This window comes from Allobosea sp., from assembly GCF_017308075.1.
Classification (GTDB): Bacteria; Pseudomonadota; Alphaproteobacteria; order Rhizobiales; family Beijerinckiaceae; genus Allobosea.
The window spans coordinates 237,702-256,664 of sequence record NZ_JAFKFX010000025.1; the positions used below are offsets into that span (position 1 = coordinate 237,702).

An 18,963-nucleotide genomic window follows, 5' to 3' on the forward strand; every position below is an offset into this window, starting at 1 on the left:
GTTCCCGAGTGATTGCGGCGCCCTTTCCGACGGAGGAGGGGTCCCGCAGGTTTCCGTCGCCAGCCATAAAGCGCTTCTCCTGAAGCGGGTTACCCACGGCCTTCAACCAGTTCTTGGTCAAATCGTTCCGCATGCTCACCGTCCATCTCATATAATCCAGAGGAACTAAAGATGACCGCTCATAAAGAAGCGATCGGCTTCATCGGCGTCGGCTTCATGGGCCAGGGCATGGCCTCCTGCATCCTCGCCAAAGGTTTTCCCTTGACCGTCATGGGGCACAGGAACCGCAAGCCCGTCGAAGAGCTCAAGGCAGCCGGCGCCCAGGAGGCCCGGACGCCGCGGGAGCTCGCCGAGAAGGCCTCGATCATCTTCCTTTGCGTCACCGGCACACCGCAGGTGGAGGCCGTGATCAATGGACCGGACGGCATCGCAGCCGGCGCGAAGCCCGGCACGGTCATCGTCGATTGCTCGACCTCCGATCCCGGCTCGACGGTCAGATTTGCGGCCCAGCTCGCGGCCATCGGTCTCCACCTTTGCGATGCCCCGCTCGGCGGAACGCCCGCGCAAGCGGCTCTTGGCCAACTCTCGACCATGATTGGCGCCGACAGAGAGGTTTTCGCCCGGATCAAGCCGGTCTGTGACGCATGGGCACAGAAGGTGGTGCATCTCGGCCCGGTCGGAGACGGCCACAAGATGAAGCTTCTCAATAACTTCCTGTCGATGGGCTATGGCGCGATCTATTCGGAGGCGCTGACGCTGGCGCAGAAGATCGGCATCACGCCGCAGACCTTCGACAGCGTGATCTCGGGCGGCCGGATGGATTGCGGCTTCTACCAGACCTTCATGCAGTACGTGCTGCAGCGCGATCGCGACGCCCACAAGTTCACCTTGTCGAACGCGCTGAAGGATGTCCGCTATCTCGAAGCGGTCGCCAACGATGCCGGCATTCCCAACCCGGTCGGCAATGCCGTCAAGAACGTCTATGCCCAGGCCGTCGCGGCCGGGAAGGGCGACGATTTCGTGCCGATGCTGTCGGATTTCGTGGCGTCGCAGAGCCGCCTCTCGCTCACCGACAAGGGCTGAGCGGCGCGCAGCCTCAATCCAGCCGGGCCGAGCCTTCGGGCACGGCCCGGACCCGCTCGCGATAGAGCAGGTAGAGCCCGGAGCCGATGACGATGCTCGCACCGATGAAGGTGTAGCCGTCAGGAATCTGGCCGAAGACGAACCAGCCGAGCGCCACCATCCAGACGATCTGCGAGTAATTGAACGGCGAGAGCATGCTCGCCGGCGCGCGCTGATGCGCCAGGATCAGCAGCCAGTGGCCGAGGGCCCCGAAAAGCCCGACGCTCAGCATCAAGAGCCAGCTCGCCCCGTCGGCCGGCCAGGACCAGAACAGCGGCACCAGCGGCAGCATCACCACCGCCCCGACGATGCCGGAATAGAACATCGTCGTCTCCGGGGCGTCGCTGGCGGCGAGCATCCGTGTCGAGATGCTGTAGAAGGCGTAGCAGAAGCAGCCGCAGACGGTGAGCAGCGCCGCCGGGGGCAGCCCGCCGAAGCCGGGGCGCAAGATGATCAGCACGCCGATGAAGCCGACGCCGATCGCCGCCAGCCGGCGCGGCCCGGCCCATTCGCCGAGGATCGGCCCGGCCAGAAGCGCGACGAGGAAGGGCGTCGCGAACATGATCGAGACGCTCTCGGCCAGTTGCAGATATTTCAGCGCGATGAAGTTCAGCCCCGTCGAGGTCAGGAGCAGGAGCGAACGAAAGCCCTGCAGCCAGGGGCGGCGCGTCCGCAGGATGCCTGGCCGCGACCATGGATTGAGCAGGGTCGAGACCAGCGCCACGCTGATCAGATAACGGGCCGCGACGACCTGCATCGCATGCATCGAGCCGCCGAGCCATTTCGCCGAGGCATCGAGCAGCGCAAAGCACAGCACCGCCGCGCACATCAGCAAGATGGCGGTCAGGCGCGTCCGGCGCGTATCCGGGTGCGGAGCGGGGGCGGCCGACAAGCGACGGGTCTCGGCATGCTTCTGCGGAATGGCCTGAGATCAATGAACCGATTTAAAGGCCGAGACCAGTCCGGTGACGCATGCACGCCATGCCGGGAAGGCGCCGGCCTAGCTCAGGCTGCGTCCTCAACCTCGTCTTCGGGATCGTCGAGCTCGGCGCCGGCCTGCGAAAGTCCCTTGGCGACCTTGCGCAGCAGCTTGCGCAATTGCTTGCGTTCCTTGGAGTCGAGCTTCTCGAGCAGCTCCTCCTCGACCTGGATCCAGACCGCGTCGAGGGCCGTGGCAGTCTTCTGGCCATGTTCGGTCAGCGCGACCTGAACCAGCCTGCCGTCCTTGCCGCCGCCCTCGCGGCTGACCAGGCCCTGCAGCGAAAGCCGACCGATCGTCTTGGAAACCGTCGGCGGCTTGACCCGCAGCAAGGTAGCGAGCTCGCCCATGGTCATCGGCGCGGCCTGCAGCGCCTTCAGGGCCTGCTCCTGGCCCGGGAAGAGCCCGAGCGCATTCAGCCGCTCGCCCATCCGGCCGCGATGCAATCTCGCGGCGAGCAGCAAGGCGCGGCCGACGCTTTTCTCGATCGTCTTGGTCATGAGCCGGCCCCTCGAAAAGATTGCCCATACTTTTCGCCGGCTCTGGAATCGCCTGCCAACATGACAGGCAAATGACAATGGTGCGACAATCACCTAGAATTGTGCGGTCATCGCCTCGATCCTGCGCAGAAATGCCGTCCGGCTCTCCGGCGTCGAGCGGTTCATGTCGTAATGGGCCTGATAGCTGAGGCGAGCGGTTGGGTGGCAGACTGCCCGCAAGGACCGGCCGACCAGCTTGCGCGGCGGGTCGCCCATCAGCATGGCCCGCCAGCGCGTGGCGCCATAGGTCGTTACCGCAGCAAGCCGGCGAATATTCCAGAGGCTCGGCTGTGCCTGCCCCTCGACCAGCTTGAACGACACGCCGGGCAGGAAGACCCGGTCGAAATAGCCTTTCAGCATGGCGGGATAACCGAAATTCCAGACCGGGAAGCACAGGACCAGCGCTTCCGCCGCGCGCAGCCGCTCGACATAGCCGGCTACCGAACAGCCATTCTTCGCAAGGTCGAGATAGTCGAGCCGCTCCTGTCGGCTCAGCACCGGCTCGAAGCCCTCGGCATAGAGGTCGCAATCATCGACCTCATGGCCGTGCCGGCGCAGCCCGGCCACGGTCGCAGCGTGCAGCGCCGCGCCGAAGCTCTCGGGGTTGGGATGCGCGTAGACGACGAGGACGCGCATGCTCAGCCGCCGGCCGCTTCACCCAGGCTGCGGAACAGGAAGGTCTTTCCGGCGCGATAGTCGTATTCCGGGTCCTCCCAGGCGACCATCTTGCCGGGATTGAGCAGGCCTTGCGGATCGGCCTCGCGCTTGAAGGCGAGCTGGACCTCGTCGGTCTGCTTCATGCCGCCCTCTTCCAGCGTGTAGCGATGCGGGTTGAAGATCGGCGCGCCCATCTCCTCATGGATCGCCATGATCTCTTCAAGCCGCTCCTCCGTGGTGAAGCGCACCAGCGGCAGGCCGAAGCAGGTGATCTTGCCGTCGAAGCGGACGAATTCGAGATGGCAGGTCAGCTCGTCGCCGAAACGCTGATGGATCTTCTCGACCAGCTCGACCTGGTTGGGGAACGGGTAGAGCACCTGCAGATAGGTGATCGACGGATCGACCCTGAGCGCCCGCAAGGTGGTGTGGTTCCAGGCGAGCTCGAAGGAAGCCGGCAGGCCTTTCGCCTCTTCCGGCGTCAGCTTGTCCGAGCGCATCAGCAATTCCGCGCCCCGGAAGCGGCGTGCATAGGCCAGCGTCGATTCCACCGCGAAATCCGCGATCATGGCGATGACGCAATGGCTGTCGCGCGGCAGGAATTTGCGATGGCGCAGGAAATAGTCGTGCGGCGCCGGCGCCGCGACGACGGCGAGTTCCTTCAACGCCAGCCCGTCCTGCTCGCCGAGCGAATTGGCGAATTCGGTCGCGCCGCGCAGGCTGTCGAAGCCGATGATCACGTCGACCCAGTTATAGGCCGGTCCGAGCGGCATCTCGACCTCGGTGATGATGCCGTTGGTGCCATAGGCGTGCGAGACCTTGTGCAGGTCCTCGCCCTGAAGCTCGAGGATGCGCGGAGTCGCCTCCATGGTCGCGACCTTGAGGCGGATGATGTTGCCCCAATCGCGCAGGCCGCCCCATTTGATCGAGCCGACGCCGCCGGAGCCGCCAGCGATGAAGCCGCCGACCGAAGCGGTGTGGTAGGTCGAGGGGTGCAGGCGGATCTCCTGGCGCGAATGCGCCCGAGTCTCCTCGTCGATCTTCGAGAGGATCGCGCCGGGCTCGGCGACATAGCGCCCCGCCTCGATCGCCTTGACCTTGTTGAAGCCGGAGAGATCGAGCACCACCCCGCCCGAGAGCGGCATGGCCTGGCCGTAATTGCCGGTGCCGGTGCCGCGCGGCGTCACGGGGATGCCGAGCGCATGGGCGGCGGCGAGCACCTCCAGCACCTCCGCCTCGCTGGTCGGCGAAACGATGATATCGGCCGTGACCTGGTCGAGCTGGCGCTTCAGCGTCGGCGAGTACCAGAAGAAGTCCCGGCTCTTCTGCTTCACCAGCGCGGGATTGTCCTCGCTCCTGATGTTGCCGAGGCGGGCCTTGAGGGCGGCGATGTCGTATTTCGTGCTCATGCGTCGGTGCTCATCAGATGGTCGAGTTCGCGATAATCGGGCAGCGTGCGGTCGATCGCCTTGCCTGAGATCAAGACGGTGCGCTCGGCCTGCGGCCGGGCGAAGAATTCGGTCCAGTTCCGTGCCCGGGTCAGGATCAGGTCGGCGGGGCCGCCAACACTGAGCCGGCCCTGCCCAGGCAGGCCCATCAGCGCGGCCGGCGTCGTCGCGATGCTCTCTACCCAGTCATTGCCGGAATGGTCCAGTTGCAGGATGCGCGTGCCCTCGCGCAGCACCTCGACGAGGTCGAGATCGCCATAGGCGTAGAAGGGATCGCGGGTGTTGTCGGAGGCGATCATCACCGGCACGCCGACAGCCTTCAGCTCATGCAGCGCGGTGACGCCGCGCCAGCGCGGCGTGCGGCCGGCCTGCCGGTCCTGCAGATACATGTTGCACATCGGCAGCGAGACCACGGCGATGCCGGCCTCGGCGACCTTGGCGACGATGCGCGCCTCGTCCCGCGGCTGCTGCAGGGCCAGCGAGCAGCAATGCCCGACGAGGATCCTGCCGGTGAAGCGATGGCGCAGCGCCGCGTCGGCAATGGCTTCCAGCGAGCGCGCCGCCGGATCATTGCTCTCGTCGACATGGAAATCGAGGTCGAAACCGTTCTCGATCGCGGTCTGGAAGATCGTATCCAGCGCCGCCTCGAGCTCCGGGATCATGTAGGTGACGCAGCCGAGCAGCCCGTCACCATGCGCCCTCACCGCTCGGGTGATCGCCTGCATATGGGCGCCGTCGGCGACGGCCTCGACGCCGAACAGCGGCGAGCCCTGCAGGGCGATGCGCCCGGCCCATTCCGCCCGAAGCTCGGCCAGCACCGGCCAGGAGATGCCGATCTGCGGACCGAGCGAGTCGATATGGGTGCGGATCGCCGCCGTGCCGTGCGCGAAGGCGCAGCGCAGGCCGAACTCCATGCGCGCCCTGACGTCCTGCGCCGTCCAGTTCGCCTCGCGATCGGCGCCGACGCTGGTCAGCGCCCCCATGAAGCTGCCGTCCGGATTCGGGCTGCGCGGCCAGATATGGCCCTTGTCGAGATGGGTGTGCACATCGACGAGGCGCGGCAAGACGATGCCGCCGTCGAGATCGACGGCATGCCCGGCATCGAGACTCGGCATGCCGGCCGGCAGGAGCGAGGCGACGACGCCGTCCTCGATCGCGATGTCGAGCAGTACAAAGCCGGCCCGGTCGCTCGCAACGGCCTCGGCCGAGACCAGGCAGGCCGGCACCCGGGCCTTGTTCAAGCGATAGCTGCCCGAGGCCGGGATTGCTGCAAAGCCGGTGGTCACGTGGTTCTCTCCGGCTCGCCAGACGCCGCCTGAATCGGGAGGCGCGAAGATGAGGGCTCGGCGCGCCGCGATCAAGCGGCTCGTCGAGCCCCGGGGCGATCAGAGCCTGAAGACCTGCTGCGCCGTCTTGTGGGCCCGGATGTAGTCCCAATCATAGCTGACGCCGAGTCCCGGCCCGGTCGGCACCGGCACGGTGCCGTCCTTGTCGACGGCGTCGATCTGGTCAGAATAGCCGCAGGTATAGACCGGCGGCACCGCATTCGGACAATCCGGGCCGAGCAGCGCGATCTCGTAGAAATTGGTGTTGCGCGTCGCCGCCATGCAGTGACGATGCGCCGGGCCGCAGGCGTGGATCTCGACATCGACGCCGAAAGCCTCGGCGAGATGGGCGATCTTCATCGCTCCGGTGATGCCGAGATCATATTCCGGGTCGGAGCGCAGCATGTCGGTGCCGCCGGCGATCAGGAAGTCGGCCTTGGTCTCGAAGCCACGCAGATACTCGGTCTGAAGGATCGGCGTCTTCAGCATCTCGCGCAGCTTCTTGTGGGCGAAGGCCGAGACGCCGCAATCGCGCATCGGGTCCTCGTACCAGAAGTAGTTCGCCTCGTCGCAGGCCCGCCCGACATAGAGCGCGTCGGCGAAGGTCCGCAGCTCGTTGGCGGGGTCGAGCATCAACGTCATCCGGTCGCCGACGGCCTTGGCGACATGGAGCACGTTGCGCGCCTCTTCCTTGGCGTCGCCCTCGTGCCAGCCATGCACCTTGTAGGCACGGTAGCCGAGCTCGTAGCAGCGCTCGGCGAAGTCGGCGAAGGCCTGCGGCGAGTCGAGCCCGCCATTGCGGTCGCCATGATAGGTCGAGGCATAGGATTTGAGCCGTGTGCGGTAGCCGCCGAGCAGGGCCGAGACCGAGGCGCCGTAGCGCTTGCCGGCGAGGTCCCAGAGCGCGATGTCGATCGGGCCGATGCCCATGCCGTCATGCTGGCGCAGCTCCCGCTTCATCTCGTTCCAGATCAGCTCGCGATGATCGGGATCGCGGCCGAGCAGGCTCGGCGCCAGCGAAAGCGTCTGCGCCATGGTCGAGCGGCTGCCGCCCCAGTGCATGACATATTCGCCCTGCGCCCCGTCATCGCTGCGGATGACGATGGCGAACTTGGTCAGCTCCAGCGAGGAATTGGGCTTGTAGCCCATATTGTAGATCGCCCGCAGCTTGTCGGAGGAGACCCCGAGATTCCGCGCGGTGAACGAGAACTCGGTGATCTCGACTTCGGTGATGGTGGCCATGGAGGGTCCTCTTCAGAAGCCGGCGACCTTTGGGAGCCAGAGGCTCAGGGCCGGGACGTAGGTGATGATCGCCAGCGCAACGATGAGCGCGATCAGGAAAGGCCAGAGCTCGCGGATCAGCGGCCCGAGCTTCTCCCTGGTGATCGCCATTGCGACGAAGCAGAGCACGCCGACCGGCGGTGTGACCTGGCCGATCACCAGATTGACCAGGAGGATGATCCCGAAATGCACGAGGTCGATCTGCAGCGAGGTCAGCAGCGGCAGCAGGATCGGCACCAGGATGATCATGATCGCGATCGTCTCCATGAACATGCCTGCGATCAGCAGGGCGACGTTCAGGATCAGCAGCACGACCAGCGGATCGGTGGAGATCGAGGTCATGAAGTCGGTGACGAGCTGCGGTGCCTGCTCGATCGCCAGGATCCAGCTGAACGGCGAGGCCGCCGCGACGATGGCGATGATCACCGCCGTCTCGCGCGCCGTGCCGACCAGGATCGCCGGAAGATCGGCGAGCCTTATCGAGCGATAGATGAACATGCCGACGACCAGCGAATAGGCGGCGGCGACGCCGGCGATCTCGGTCGCAGTGAACAGGCCCGCGCGGAAGCCGACGATGATCAGGACCGGCATCAGGAGCGCCAGTGAAGCGTGCCGGAACTCGCTCCACAGGGTAGCGAGCGAGAAGGCGCCGGCCGGCCTGAAGTCGCGCCGCAGCGCCTGGATCGCGATCGTCCCCATGATGCAGCCGGCCATGACGAGGCCGGGAATGATGCCGGCAACGAAGAGCTGGCCGAGCGAGACGTTCGCCTGCCAGGCATAGACCACCATCAGGATCGAGGGCGGGATGATCGGCCCGAGCGTGCCGGCGACGGCCGAGAGCGCCGCGCCGAAGGCGCGCGGATAGCCCATCTTCTCGAGCTGCGGCACGAAGACCCGCGCCGCAGCGGCGGTGTCAGCCACCGACGAGCCGGAAATGCCGGAGAGGAAGACCTCACCGACGACGAGCGTATGGGCCGGGCCGCCGCGGATATGACCGACCAGCGCCTTGGTGAAGCTGAACAGCCGCTCGGAAATCCCCGACGCGTTCATCAGCGAACCCGCGAGCGTGAACAGCGGGATCGCCAGCAGCGGGAAGGACTGCACGCCGGCAACCATGCGCTGGGCGGCGACCGTCAGCGGCACGCCTTCCATGAAGATGGCGAGCAGGGCCGAGCCCGCCATGGCGACCCAGATCGGCGTGCCGACGACGAGCAGCGCTGCGAAGGTGAGGAGGAGGACAAGCACCATGGCGGGTCACTCGCGCGTGGTGATGTCGGACCAGAGCGCGCCGGTGACGCCCTCGTCGATCAGGTTGCGCAGGAGATGCAGCAGCGACAAAAGACTGCCGACGAAGAGCGGCGCGATCGCCCAGCCGGCGGAGATGCCGAGCATCGGGGTGAGATTGGGCATCTCGCGCTGCAGATAGAGCCAGGAATACCAGGTCAGCACGCCGAGCACCGCCGCCGTGACAGCCAAGGCCAGCACGCCGAAGGCGAAGCAGAGCCAGCGCGGCGCGAACAGCACGACGACGTCGATGATGATGTGCGTGCGGGCATGGAAGGCGTTGGCGACACCGAGGAAGATCATCCAGCCGAAGAGCAGCAGGATCAGCTCCTCCGACCAGGTCAGCGGATCGTTGAGGACGTAGCGGAACACCACGGCCGCGCAGACCAGCGCGGCGATGATGCCGTGCAGGGCCGCGAGTGCGAGGTTCTCCAGGCGGCTCGACCAGTCGTCGAGCCGCCGGATCAAATCGAAGCCGGTCATCATTGTGGACTCGGCGCCGTCGACTGGTGCTGCTGCAAGGCCTTCATGGAACCTCCTGCGCCATTCCGGAGCAGGCCGAAGCCCCGCCCCCGGAACCGATGCGTCTGGTCGAAAAGTCGGGATGGCCGATGCGCCCCATTCAGAGGCGGCATCGGTCCTGGTTTCCGGGCACGGCGCCGACGCCCCGCCCGGACTGACCGTCAGGTTTCCCAGCCCGCCACACCGATGGCGGGCATCGGACTAGCGCTTGCGCTGGGCCTCGATCGCCGCCAGCACCCGCTCGACCTGGGGCTTGCCCCAGCGGCCTTCCATCGCCGTCGTCACCACCTTGGCCTTGGCCGCGAAGGCGTCACGGTCGACATCCTCGATGATCTTGGAACGACCGGACTTGCGGATGTCCTCCAGCATCGAGGCTTCGCGCTTCTGCTGCAGATAGGTGTTCATCGCCGAGGCGCGGGCGGCTTCCGCGAACAGCACCTCGCGATGCTCGGGCTTGAGTTTGGCGAGGCTGTCCTTGTTGATGACGATCATGTTGTTCTGGAGCATGTGCTTGGTCATCGCGACATAGCCCTGCACCTCGTAGAACTTGCGCGAGAAGATCGTCGGGATCGGGTTCTCCTGCCCGTCGACCGTCTTCTGCTGCAGGGCGGTGTAGACCTCGCCGAACGGGACGGGCGTCGGTGCGCCGCCGAAGGCCTTGATCATCTCGACCCAGACCGGGCTTTCCGGCACACGGATCTTCAGCCCCTGCACGTCCTCGGGCTTCTTCACGGCCCGGTCGAGCGTCGTCATGTTGCGCCAGCCCCAGTACCAGATGCGGCTGACCGGCACGATATTGTGCTTGTCGCGCAGCTCGTCGAAGATCGGGTCGAAGGCGTCGGAACGGATGATCGCCTCGGCCTCGGTCCAGTCCTTCCACAGGAAGGGCGCGCTCGGGATCTCGAGCGCCGGAACGAGCGAGGACGCCGCCGCCATGGACGGTGCCGAGATGTCGAGCGCACCTTCCTTGACCTGCTTGAACAGGTCGATCTCCTTGCCGAGTTGCTCGGCCGGGAAGACGCGGACGGTGACCGCGCCCTTGGTGCCCTTGTTCACGCGGTCAGCGAATTCGGCGAAGAGTTCGCCGGCGATCTCGCTCGTGGTGTTGGCGTGGCCGAAGCGCAGCGTCTGGGCCTGGGCCGCACTCGCCACGAAGCCTCCGGCGATCAGCGCGGCGGCGGCGATCCGTTTCAGCATGTCTTTTCCTCCCTCTGTCGAAGGCCGGGCCGTTTTCGGCCTCGGCCGGTTGGCTATTTGATCAATCGTTCATAGGAGCCCTGGAGATGCCGGCGCATCGCATCGGCGGCGGCTTCGGGATCGCCGGCCTCGAGCGCATCGACGATGGCGTGATGCTCGCGATGGGTCGGACCGACATCCTGCTCGCGCGTCAGGTAGAGGCGCGAGATGTGGAGATGGAAACGTAAGTCGTCATAGCTTTTCAGCGCGACCTGGTTGCCGGCCAGCTGCAGGACGATGCGATGGAAGCGGTCATCCGCTTCCGTGAAAGCGCGATGGCTGCGGTATTCGCGCGAAGGCTCCCCGGCCATCATCGCTGCGACCGCGTCGCGCAGCCCGGCGATCGCCTCGGGAGCCGGCCGGCGCCGCGCCGCCTCGGCCGCAGCCCAGGGCTCGATCACGCCGCGAAAACTGTAGACGTCCTCATAATAGCGCTGGTCCGGCACCGGCGCCGTCGCGAAACCGACGAAGGGCTCGGCGCGGACCAGCCCCTCGGCGGCGAGTCGCATCAGCGCCTCGCGGATCGGCGTCGAGCTGACGGCGAACTCGCGCACCAGCGCGTCGATATTGAGCCGTTCCCCCGGCACATAGGCCTGGTCGAGAATGCGTTCCTTGATCAGCTCATAGACCTGCCCGGCCAGAACGACCCGGGACGGCTTACGGAATGTGGGTTCGGCATGCATCATGGATCGTGCATGATTTTGACATAGACCAAACTAAGTCAAGGCCTTCCGGTCATGCGGCCTTGTTTGCGCTGCAGCGATCGCGCATGAGAACGGCTCGCGAGAACGCAAGGACGAGCACATGCCGGGACAAGCGCGCATCATCGACGGCAAGGCGGCGGCAGCCGAGCTGCGGGCCGAGATCGGTCGCGAGGTCACTGCCATCAAGGCGGCCAAGGGTCTGGTGCCCGGCCTCCACGTCGTCCTCGTCGGTGACGATCCCGCCAGCCGCGTCTACGTCGCCTCCAAGGAGAAGCTCGCGGCCGAAGTCGGCATGAACTCCGCCGCACACCGCCTGCCTGCTGAGACGACCGAAGCCGAACTCCTCGCCAAGATCGCGGCGCTGAACGCTGACGCTGCGGTTGATGGCATCCTGGTCCAGTTGCCTCTGCCCAAGCATATCGACACCGGCCGGATCATCGACGCGATCGACCCGGCCAAGGATGTCGACGGGCTGCACCCGATCAATGCCGGCCTGCTCGCCGGCGGCAAGAACGGCCTCGTGCCCTGCACCCCGCTCGGCAGCATGCTGCTGCTGAAGCAGACCCTGCCGTCGCTGTCCGGGCTGGAGGCCGTCGTCATTGGCCGTTCGGAGCTGGTCGGCCGGCCGGTCGCGCAGCTCCTGCTTCAGGCCGACTGCACCGTGACCATCGCGCATTCGCGCACACGCGACCTGCCCGCCGTGGTGAAGCGTGCCGACATCGTCGTCGCCGCCGTCGGCCGTCCGCTGATGATCAAGGGCGACTGGATCAAACCCGGCGCCACCGTGATCGATGTCGGCATCAACCGGATGCCCGACGGCAAGCTCGCCGGCGATGTCGACTTCGCCGAGGCGGTCACGGTCGCCGGCGCGATCACGCCGGTCCCGGGCGGCGTCGGCCCGATGACCATCGCCTGCCTGCTGCGCAACACGCTGACCGCATTTCACGCGCGGCGGGGCGCATAAGCGCCCCTGCTCCGACCGTCCCAGAAAGCAAGACGCCCGGCTCTTCGCCGGGCGTTTCTCGTTCTGCGCAAGCCTACAGGCCCGGGCTCCTTTGGCGAGCGAGGCCGATCACATATGGATCGGGCGCTTGTCGACGGCGAGCGCCGCTTCCTTGACCGCCTCGGCCAGCGTCGGATGCGCATGGCAGGTGCGGGCGAGGTCCTCGGCCGAGCCGCCGAACTCCATCAGCACCGTCACCTCGGCGATCAGGTCGCCGGCATGCGGGCCGATGATGTGGCAGCCGAGCACGCGGTCGGTCGCGGCGTCGGCGAGGACCTTCACGAAACCGTCGGTATGGCGCATGGCGCGGGCCCGGCCATTGGCGGTGAAGGGGAACTTGCCGACCTTGTAGGCGATCCCTGCAGCCTTGAGCTCCTCCTCGGTCTTGCCGATCGCGGCGACCTCGGGAGCAGTGTAGACGATGCCGGGAATCGCGTCGTAGTTCACATGGCCATGCTTGCCGGCAATGATCTCGGCGGCCGCGACGCCCTCATCCTCGGCCTTGTGCGCCAGCATCGGCCCGCGCACCACGTCGCCGATGGCGTAGATGCCCGGCACATTGGTACGGAAATGATCGTCGATCACGACGCGGCCGCGCTCGGTCGCGACGCCGGCCTTGTCGAGGCCGAGCCCGTCCGTGTTCGGGCGGCGGCCGATCGCAACCAGCACGATATCGGCGCCCAGCGTCTTGGCCTCGCCGCCGGCGGCGGGCTCGACGGTGACGGTCGCACCCTTCTTGCCGGTCTCGACCTTGGTGACCTTCGAGCCGAGATGGAAGGTGAAGCCCTGCTTCTGCAAGATGCGCTGGAACTGCTTGGCGACCTCGTCATCCATGCCGGGCAGGATCCGGTCGAGATATTCGACCACGGTGACCTTGGCGCCGAGACGCGCCCAGACAGAGCCGATCTCGAGCCCGATCACGCCGGCGCCGACGACCAGCAGCTCCTTCGGAACAGCGGTCAGCTCGAGCGCGCCGGTCGAGGTGACGATGGTCTTCTCATCGGTGGTGACGCCGGGCAGCGGCGCCGATTCCGAGCCGGTGGCGATGACGATGTTCTTGGTCGTCAGCTCCTGGGTCTTGCCGTCCTCGGCGGTGACCACGACCTTGCCGGCAGCCGGGATCGAGGCCGTGCCGTGGAAGGGCTCGATCTTGTTCTTTTTCAGCAGGAAGGCGACGCCGTTGACATTGGCGTCGACCGTCTCCTGCTTGTGGACCAGCATCTGCTTCAGGTCGAGCTTGGGCGTGCCGACATCGATGCCGAGGCTGGCGAAGGTGTGGCCGGCTTCGGAGAACATCTCGGAGGCGTGCAGCAGCGCCTTGGAGGGGATGCAGCCGACATTCAGGCAGGTGCCGCCATGGCTCTTGCGCTTCTCGACCACCGCGACCTTGAGGCCGAGCTGGGCGGCGCGGATGGCGCAGACATAGCCGCCGGGGCCGGTTCCGATGACGACGAGATCGTAGGACATTGCTCAGGCCTCTCAACGCCCGTCTTGGTCGGGCTGGTCCCGACCATCCACGTCTCTGGGGTCGGAGGGTAAGTCGTGGATGCCCGGGACAAGCCCGGGCATGACGGTGTGGCAGGTCTCAGAGGTCGAGGACGAGGCGCGCCGGGTCTTCCAGCGCCTCCTTGATGCGCACCAGGAAGGTCACGGCCTCCTTGCCGTCGATGATGCGGTGGTCATAGGAAACCGCCAGATACATCATCGGACGCACGACGATCTGGCCGCCGACCACCATCGGCCGCTCCTGGATCTTGTGCATGCCGAGGATAGCCGACTGCGGCGCGTTGAGGATCGGTGTCGACATCAGCGAGCCGTAGACGCCACCATTCGAGATCGTGAAGGTGCCGCCCTGCATGTCCTCGATCTTGAGCGAGCCGTCGCGCGCCTTCTTGCCGAGGACGCCGATCTCCTTCTCGACACCGGCGATCGAGAGCTGGTCGGCATCGCGCACCACCGGCACCACCAGGCCCTTATCGGTGCCGACGGCGACCGCGACATGGTAGTAGTTCTTGTAGACGATATCGGTGCCGTCGATCTCGGCGTTGACCGAGGGGATCTCCTTCAGCGCCTGCACGCAGGCCTTCACGAAGAAGCCCATGAAGCCGAGCTTGACGCCGTGCTTCTTCTCGAAGACGTCCTTGTACTGGTTGCGCAGCGCCATCACCGCCGACATGTCCACCTCGTTGAAGGTGGTCAGCATCGCCGCGGTGTTCTGGGCTTCCTTCAGACGGCGCGCGATGGTCTGGCGCAGCTTGGTCATCTTGACGCGCTCTTCGCGCGAGGCATCGTCCGGCGCCGAGGGAGCGCGGACCTGCGCGACAGGCGCCGGGGCCGCAGCGGCGGCCGGAGCCGTCGCGATCGCCGCGAGCATGTCGCCCTTGGTGACGCGGCCATCCTTGCCCGAGGCCGCGACGCTCGACGGATCGACGCCGCTCTCCGCGGCGAGGCGGGCGACGGCCGGGCCGGAATCGGCGGCCTTGGTCGCGGCGCCCGAAGCGGCCGGCGCGGGCGCGGCAGCAGCCGGCTTGGCAACTTCGGCAGCCGGCTTCGGCGACGCAGCGGCGACAGCGCCGCCGGCGGTGATCGACCCCAGCAGGGCGTTGACGCCGACCGTCTCGCCTTCCTTGGCGACGATCTCGCCAAGCACGCCGGCGGTCGGCGCGTTGACCTCGAGCGTCACCTTGTCGGTTTCGAGCTCGACCAGGGGCTCGTCGGCCTTCACCGCATCGCCGGGCTTCTTGAACCACTTGCCGATGGTCGCCTCGGAAACGGACTCGCCGAGGGTGGGTACGCGGATTTCGGTCGCCATGTCAGGCCTCTTCTCGTGTCTTGGTCTCGAACCCGGTGCCGAAAGACGGGGCGGTCTTCGGGGAACACCGGGCTCCGGCGATAGCGGAGCGGATCAGGCCGCGAAGGCCTCATCCAGGAATGCGTTGAGCTGGGCGAGATGCTTGGACATCAGGCCGGTCGCCGTCGCGGCCGAGGCCGGGCGCCCGACATAGCGCGGCCGCTTCGACTTCGAGCCGGCATGGCCCAGTACCCATTCCAGATAGGGCTCGACGAAGGTCCAGGAACCCTGATTCTTCGGTTCCTCCTGGCACCAGACCACGTCGGCGCTCTTGAAGCGCGCCAGCTCCTGCGCCAGCGACTTCAGCGGGAACGGATAGAGCTGCTCGACGCGCATCAGATAGACGTCGTCGATGCCGCGCTTCTCGCGCTCCTCGAGCAGGTCGAAATAGACCTTGCCGGAGCAGAGCACGACCCGGCGGATCTTCGAGTCCTTGACCAGTTTGGTCGTCGAGTTGCCACGCTCGGCATCGTCGTGCAGCACGCGGTGGAAGGTCGAGCCCTCGGCCAGTTCGTCGAGCGTCGAGACGCAGCGCTTGTGGCGCAGCAGCGACTTCGGCGTCATCAGGATCAGCGGCTTGCGGAAGTCGCGCTTCAACTGGCGGCGCAGGATGTGGAAATAGCTCGCCGGGGTCGAGCAGTTCGCCACCTGCATATTGTCCTCGGCGCACATCTGCAGGAAGCGCTCGAGACGGGCGGAGGAATGCTCCGGCCCCTGGCCCTCATAGCCGTGCGGCAGGAGGCAGACCAGGCCCGACATGCGCAGCCATTTGCGCTCGCCCGAGGAGATGAACTGGTCGAACACCACCTGCGCGCCATTGGCGAAATCGCCGAACTGCGCCTCCCACATCGTCAGCGCGTTCGGCTCCGACAGGGTGTAGCCGTATTCGAAGCCGAGCACCGCCTCTTCCGAGAGCATCGAGTTAATGACCTCGTAGCGCGACTGGCCCTCGCGGATATGGTTCAGCGAGGTGTGGCGCGCCTCGGTCTCCTGGTCGATCAGCACCGAATGGCGCTGCGAGAAGGTGCCGCGCTCGCAATCCTGGCCGGAGAGACGCACCGGGTTGCCGTCGAGCAGCAGCGAGCCGAAGGCCAGCGCTTCCGCCGTCGCCCAGTCGATACCCTGCCCGCTCTCGACCGCCTTGCGGCGGTTGTCGAGGAAGCGCTGGATCGTCTTGTGGACGTTGAAGCCCGCGGGAACCTCGGTGATCTTCTGCGTGATCTCCTTCAGCACCGCCTCGGGAACGCCGGTCGCGCCGCGGCGCGGATCGTCCTCGTCGGCGCGCATCGCCTTCATGCCGGCCCAGCGGCCGTCGAGCCAGTCTGCCTTGTTCGGCTTGAAGGACTGGCCGGCGTCGAACTCGACCTCAAGCTTGTCCTTCCAGGCGGCGCGCATCTGGTCGAGCTCGCCCGGCTGGATCACGCCCTCGGCCTCGAGCTTGGTGCTGTAGAGCTCGAGCGTCGACTTGTGGCCGCGGATCTTGCGGTACATCAGCGGCTGGGTGAAGCCCGGCTCGTCGCCCTCGTTATGGCCGAAGCGGCGATAGCAGAACATGTCGATCACGACCGGCTTGTGGAATTTCTGCCGGAACTCGATCGCGACCTTCGCGGCGAAGACCACCGCCTCCGGATCGTCGCCGTTCACATGGAAGACCGGGGCCTCGACCATCTTCGCCACATCGGACGGATAGGGCGAGGAGCGCGAATAGCGCGGATAGGTGGTGAAGCCGATCTGGTTGTTGATGATGAAGTGCAGCGAGCCGCCGGTGCGGTGGCCCTTGAGGCCCGACAGGCCGAGGCACTCGGCCACGACGCCCTGGCCGGCGAAGGCCGCGTCGCCATGGATCAGCAGCGGCAGCACCTTGGAACGCTCGACGATGTCGCCGAACTGGTCCTGCTTGGCCCGCACCTTGCCGAGCACCACGGGATCGACGATCTCGAGATGCGAGGGGTTGGCGGTCAGCGAGATATGGACGTTGTTGCCGTCGAACTCGCGGTCCGAAGACGCACCGAGATGGTACTTCACGTCGCCCGAGCCCTCGACGTCGTCGGGCGCGAAGGAGCCGCCCTTGAACTCGTGGAACAGCGCGCGATGCGGCTTGCCCAGCACCTGGGTCAGCACGTTGAGGCGGCCGCGATGAGCCATACCGAAGACGATGTCGCGCACGCCGAGCGCGCCGCCGCGCTTGATGATCTGCTCCAGTGCCGGAACCAGCGACTCGCCGCCATCAAGGCCGAAGCGCTTGGTGCCGGTGAACTTCAGATCGAGGAACTTCTCGAAGCCCTCGGCCTCGACGAGCTTGTTGAGGATCGCGCGCTTGCCCTCGCGGGTGAAGGCGATCTCCTTGTCCGGCCCCTCGATGCGCTCCTGCAGCCAGGCCTTCTGCTCGGGGTCGGAGATGTGCATGAACTCGACGCCGACCGTGCCGCAATAGGTCCGCTGCAGGATCGCCGTCATCTCGCGGATGGTGGCGAATTCCAGGCCGAGCACGTTATCGATGAAGATCTTGCGGTCGAGATCGGCCTCGGTGAAGCCGAAGGCGGCCGGCGAGAGCTCCTCGATATCCTTGATGCCCTCGATCCCCAGCGGGTCGAGCTGGGCATGCAGATGGCCGCGCATGCGATAGGCGCGGATCAGCATAATGGCGCGCACGGAATCGCGCGTCGCCTGCTGGACGTCGGAAGCCGAAAGCGTCGTGCCGGCCGCCTTGGCCTTGGCGCCGAGCTTGTCGCCGATCACCTTCTCGACCACGGCCCAGTTGCCGTCGAGCGCCGAGACGATCTCGCCGCCGGGCGGGATCGGCCAGTTCGGGCGCTTCCAGGAGGCGCCCTTGGCGTTGTCGATGATCGCCTGGCGCTCGTCGTTCAGCCCGGCGAAGAAGCCCCGCCACTGCTCGTCGACCGATTTGGGATCAGCCTGGTAGCGGGCATAGAGGTCCTCGATATAGGCCGCGTTGCCGCCATAGAGGAACCCCGTCTGCGCGAGAGCCTCGTTGATGTCCTGGCGAGCCATGTCGTCCTGCCTTCTTCTGCCTAGCACATCGGGATCGGCCGCAGCCGATCATCTCTGATCGTTCCAGCGCCGCAACGCGCCGGCCGGGCCCCTGCCCGGCCGGCTCATCGCGACACTCAGCCCTTCAACACGTCCACCAAGGTCTTTCCAAGGCGCGCCGGCGACGGCGAGACCCGGATGCCGGCGGCTTCCATGGCGGCGATCTTGTCTTCCGCGCCGCCCTTGCCGCCGGAGATGATCGCACCGGCATGGCCCATGCGGCGGCCCGGAGGCGCCGTGCGGCCGGCGATGAAGCCGACCATCGGCTTCTTGCGGCCGCGGCGGGCCTCGTCCTTGATGAACTGCGCCGCGTCTTCCTCGGCCGAGCCGCCGATCTCGCCGATCATCACGATCGACTCGGTCTTGGGGTCGGCGAGGAACATTTCGAGCATGTCGATGAACTCGGTGCCCTTGACCGGGTCGCCGCCGATGCCGACCGCGGTCGACTGGCCGAGGCCCTCATTCGTGGTCTGGAACACCGCCTCATAGGTCAGCGTGCCCGAGCGCGAGACGATGCCGACCGAGCCCGGCTTGAAGATGTTGGCCGGCATGATGCCGATCTTGCTCTCACCGGCGGTGACGACACCCGGGCAGTTCGGCCCGATCAGCCGCGACTTCGAACCCGAGAGCGAGCGCTTGACGCGGACCATGTCGAGCACCGGGATGCCCTCGGTGATGCAGATGATCAGCGGGATCTCGGCGTCGATCGCCTCGCAGATCGCGTCCGCGGCGCCCGGGGGCGGCACGTAGACGACCGAAGCGTCGGCGCCGGTCTTGTCGCGCGCCTCGGCGACGGTGTCGAAGACCGGCAGGCCGAGATGCAGGCTGCCACCCTTACCGGGCGAGGTGCCGCCGACCATCTTGGTGCCGTAGGCGATCGCCTGCTCGGAATGGAAGGTGCCGTTCTTGCCGGTGAAGCCCTGGCAGATGACCTTGGTGTTCTTGTCGATCAGGATTGACATCG

Annotated in this window: 16 protein-coding genes; 2 read left to right on the plus strand and 14 right to left on the minus strand. The window is 66.5% G+C overall.

Annotation, left to right across the window (positions count from 1 at the left end):
• Window positions 1-171: 171 nt before the first annotated feature.
• Window positions 172-1,083 (plus strand): NAD(P)-dependent oxidoreductase, encoded by a 912-nt coding sequence (locus J0J10_RS06645; protein ID WP_291645796.1) that lies wholly within the window; start codon window positions 172-174, stop codon window positions 1,081-1,083.
• 13 nt (window positions 1,084-1,096) lie between these two features.
• Here the strand turns inward: J0J10_RS06645 and J0J10_RS06650 are convergent, their stop codons facing one another.
• The 10 genes from J0J10_RS06650 to J0J10_RS06695 all read right to left on the minus strand — a co-directional run bounded on the left by J0J10_RS06650 (window position 1,097) and on the right by J0J10_RS06695 (window position 11,073).
• The gene (locus tag J0J10_RS06650) at window positions 1,097-2,014 is read right to left on the minus strand and encodes a DMT family transporter (RefSeq protein ID WP_291645797.1); all 918 of its coding nucleotides are present in this window, start codon (window positions 2,012-2,014) and stop codon (window positions 1,097-1,099) included.
• A gap of 113 nt (window positions 2,015-2,127) precedes the next feature.
• A complete protein-coding gene (locus J0J10_RS06655) occupies window positions 2,128-2,601 on the minus strand; it encodes a MarR family winged helix-turn-helix transcriptional regulator (RefSeq protein WP_291645798.1) in 474 nt (157 codons plus the stop codon).
• Between the two features lie 93 nt (window positions 2,602-2,694).
• On the minus strand, window positions 2,695-3,276 hold the full coding sequence (locus J0J10_RS06660) for an NAD(P)H-dependent oxidoreductase (protein WP_291641375.1): 582 nt from the start codon (window positions 3,274-3,276) through the stop codon (window positions 2,695-2,697).
• A gap of 2 nt (window positions 3,277-3,278) precedes the next feature.
• Window positions 3,279-4,703, minus strand: coding sequence for an FAD-binding oxidoreductase (locus J0J10_RS06665; RefSeq protein ID WP_291645799.1), 1,425 nt, complete (start codon window positions 4,701-4,703; stop codon window positions 3,279-3,281).
• Window positions 4,700-6,028, minus strand: coding sequence for a cytosine deaminase (locus J0J10_RS06670; RefSeq protein WP_291645800.1), 1,329 nt, complete (start codon window positions 6,026-6,028; stop codon window positions 4,700-4,702). Before J0J10_RS06670 ends, J0J10_RS06665 begins: the two co-directional genes overlap by 4 nt.
• 99 nt (window positions 6,029-6,127) lie before the next feature.
• A complete protein-coding gene (locus J0J10_RS06675) occupies window positions 6,128-7,309 on the minus strand; it encodes an enolase C-terminal domain-like protein (protein ID WP_291641369.1) in 1,182 nt (393 codons plus the stop codon).
• Between the two features lie 12 nt (window positions 7,310-7,321).
• Window positions 7,322-8,596: a TRAP transporter large permease gene (locus tag J0J10_RS06680; protein ID WP_291641367.1), complete on the minus strand. Its 1,275-nt coding sequence runs from the start codon at window positions 8,594-8,596 to the stop codon at window positions 7,322-7,324.
• 6 nt (window positions 8,597-8,602) lie between these two features.
• Window positions 8,603-9,115: a TRAP transporter small permease gene (locus J0J10_RS06685; RefSeq protein WP_291645801.1), complete on the minus strand. Its 513-nt coding sequence runs from the start codon at window positions 9,113-9,115 to the stop codon at window positions 8,603-8,605.
• 240 nt (window positions 9,116-9,355) lie between these two features.
• A complete protein-coding gene (locus J0J10_RS06690; protein WP_291645802.1) occupies window positions 9,356-10,351 on the minus strand; it encodes a TRAP transporter substrate-binding protein in 996 nt (331 codons plus the stop codon).
• Window positions 10,352-10,404: 53 nt separating this feature from the next.
• Window positions 10,405-11,073, minus strand: coding sequence for a GntR family transcriptional regulator (locus tag J0J10_RS06695; RefSeq protein ID WP_291641361.1), 669 nt, complete (start codon window positions 11,071-11,073; stop codon window positions 10,405-10,407).
• 121 nt (window positions 11,074-11,194) lie between these two features.
• Between J0J10_RS06695 and folD the strand changes: the two genes are divergently transcribed.
• Entirely contained in the window at window positions 11,195-12,058 is an 864-nt protein-coding gene (gene folD, locus J0J10_RS06700; protein ID WP_291645803.1) for a bifunctional methylenetetrahydrofolate dehydrogenase/methenyltetrahydrofolate cyclohydrolase FolD, read from the plus strand.
• A gap of 108 nt (window positions 12,059-12,166) precedes the next feature.
• Here folD and lpdA read toward each other — a convergent pair whose 3' ends face one another.
• The 4 genes from lpdA to sucD form a co-directional block, all read right to left on the minus strand.
• Window positions 12,167-13,564: a dihydrolipoyl dehydrogenase gene (gene lpdA / locus J0J10_RS06705; protein ID WP_291645804.1), complete on the minus strand. Its 1,398-nt coding sequence runs from the start codon at window positions 13,562-13,564 to the stop codon at window positions 12,167-12,169.
• A gap of 118 nt (window positions 13,565-13,682) precedes the next feature.
• Window positions 13,683-14,909, minus strand: coding sequence for a 2-oxoglutarate dehydrogenase complex dihydrolipoyllysine-residue succinyltransferase (odhB, locus tag J0J10_RS06710; protein WP_291645805.1), 1,227 nt, complete (start codon window positions 14,907-14,909; stop codon window positions 13,683-13,685).
• 93 nt (window positions 14,910-15,002) lie between these two features.
• On the minus strand, window positions 15,003-17,960 hold the full coding sequence (locus tag J0J10_RS06715) for a 2-oxoglutarate dehydrogenase E1 component (RefSeq protein WP_291645806.1): 2,958 nt from the start codon (window positions 17,958-17,960) through the stop codon (window positions 15,003-15,005).
• A gap of 116 nt (window positions 17,961-18,076) precedes the next feature.
• Entirely contained in the window at window positions 18,077-18,961 is an 885-nt protein-coding gene (sucD, locus tag J0J10_RS06720; RefSeq protein ID WP_291638086.1) for a succinate--CoA ligase subunit alpha, read from the minus strand.
• Between the last annotated feature and the right edge of the window lie 2 nt (window positions 18,962-18,963).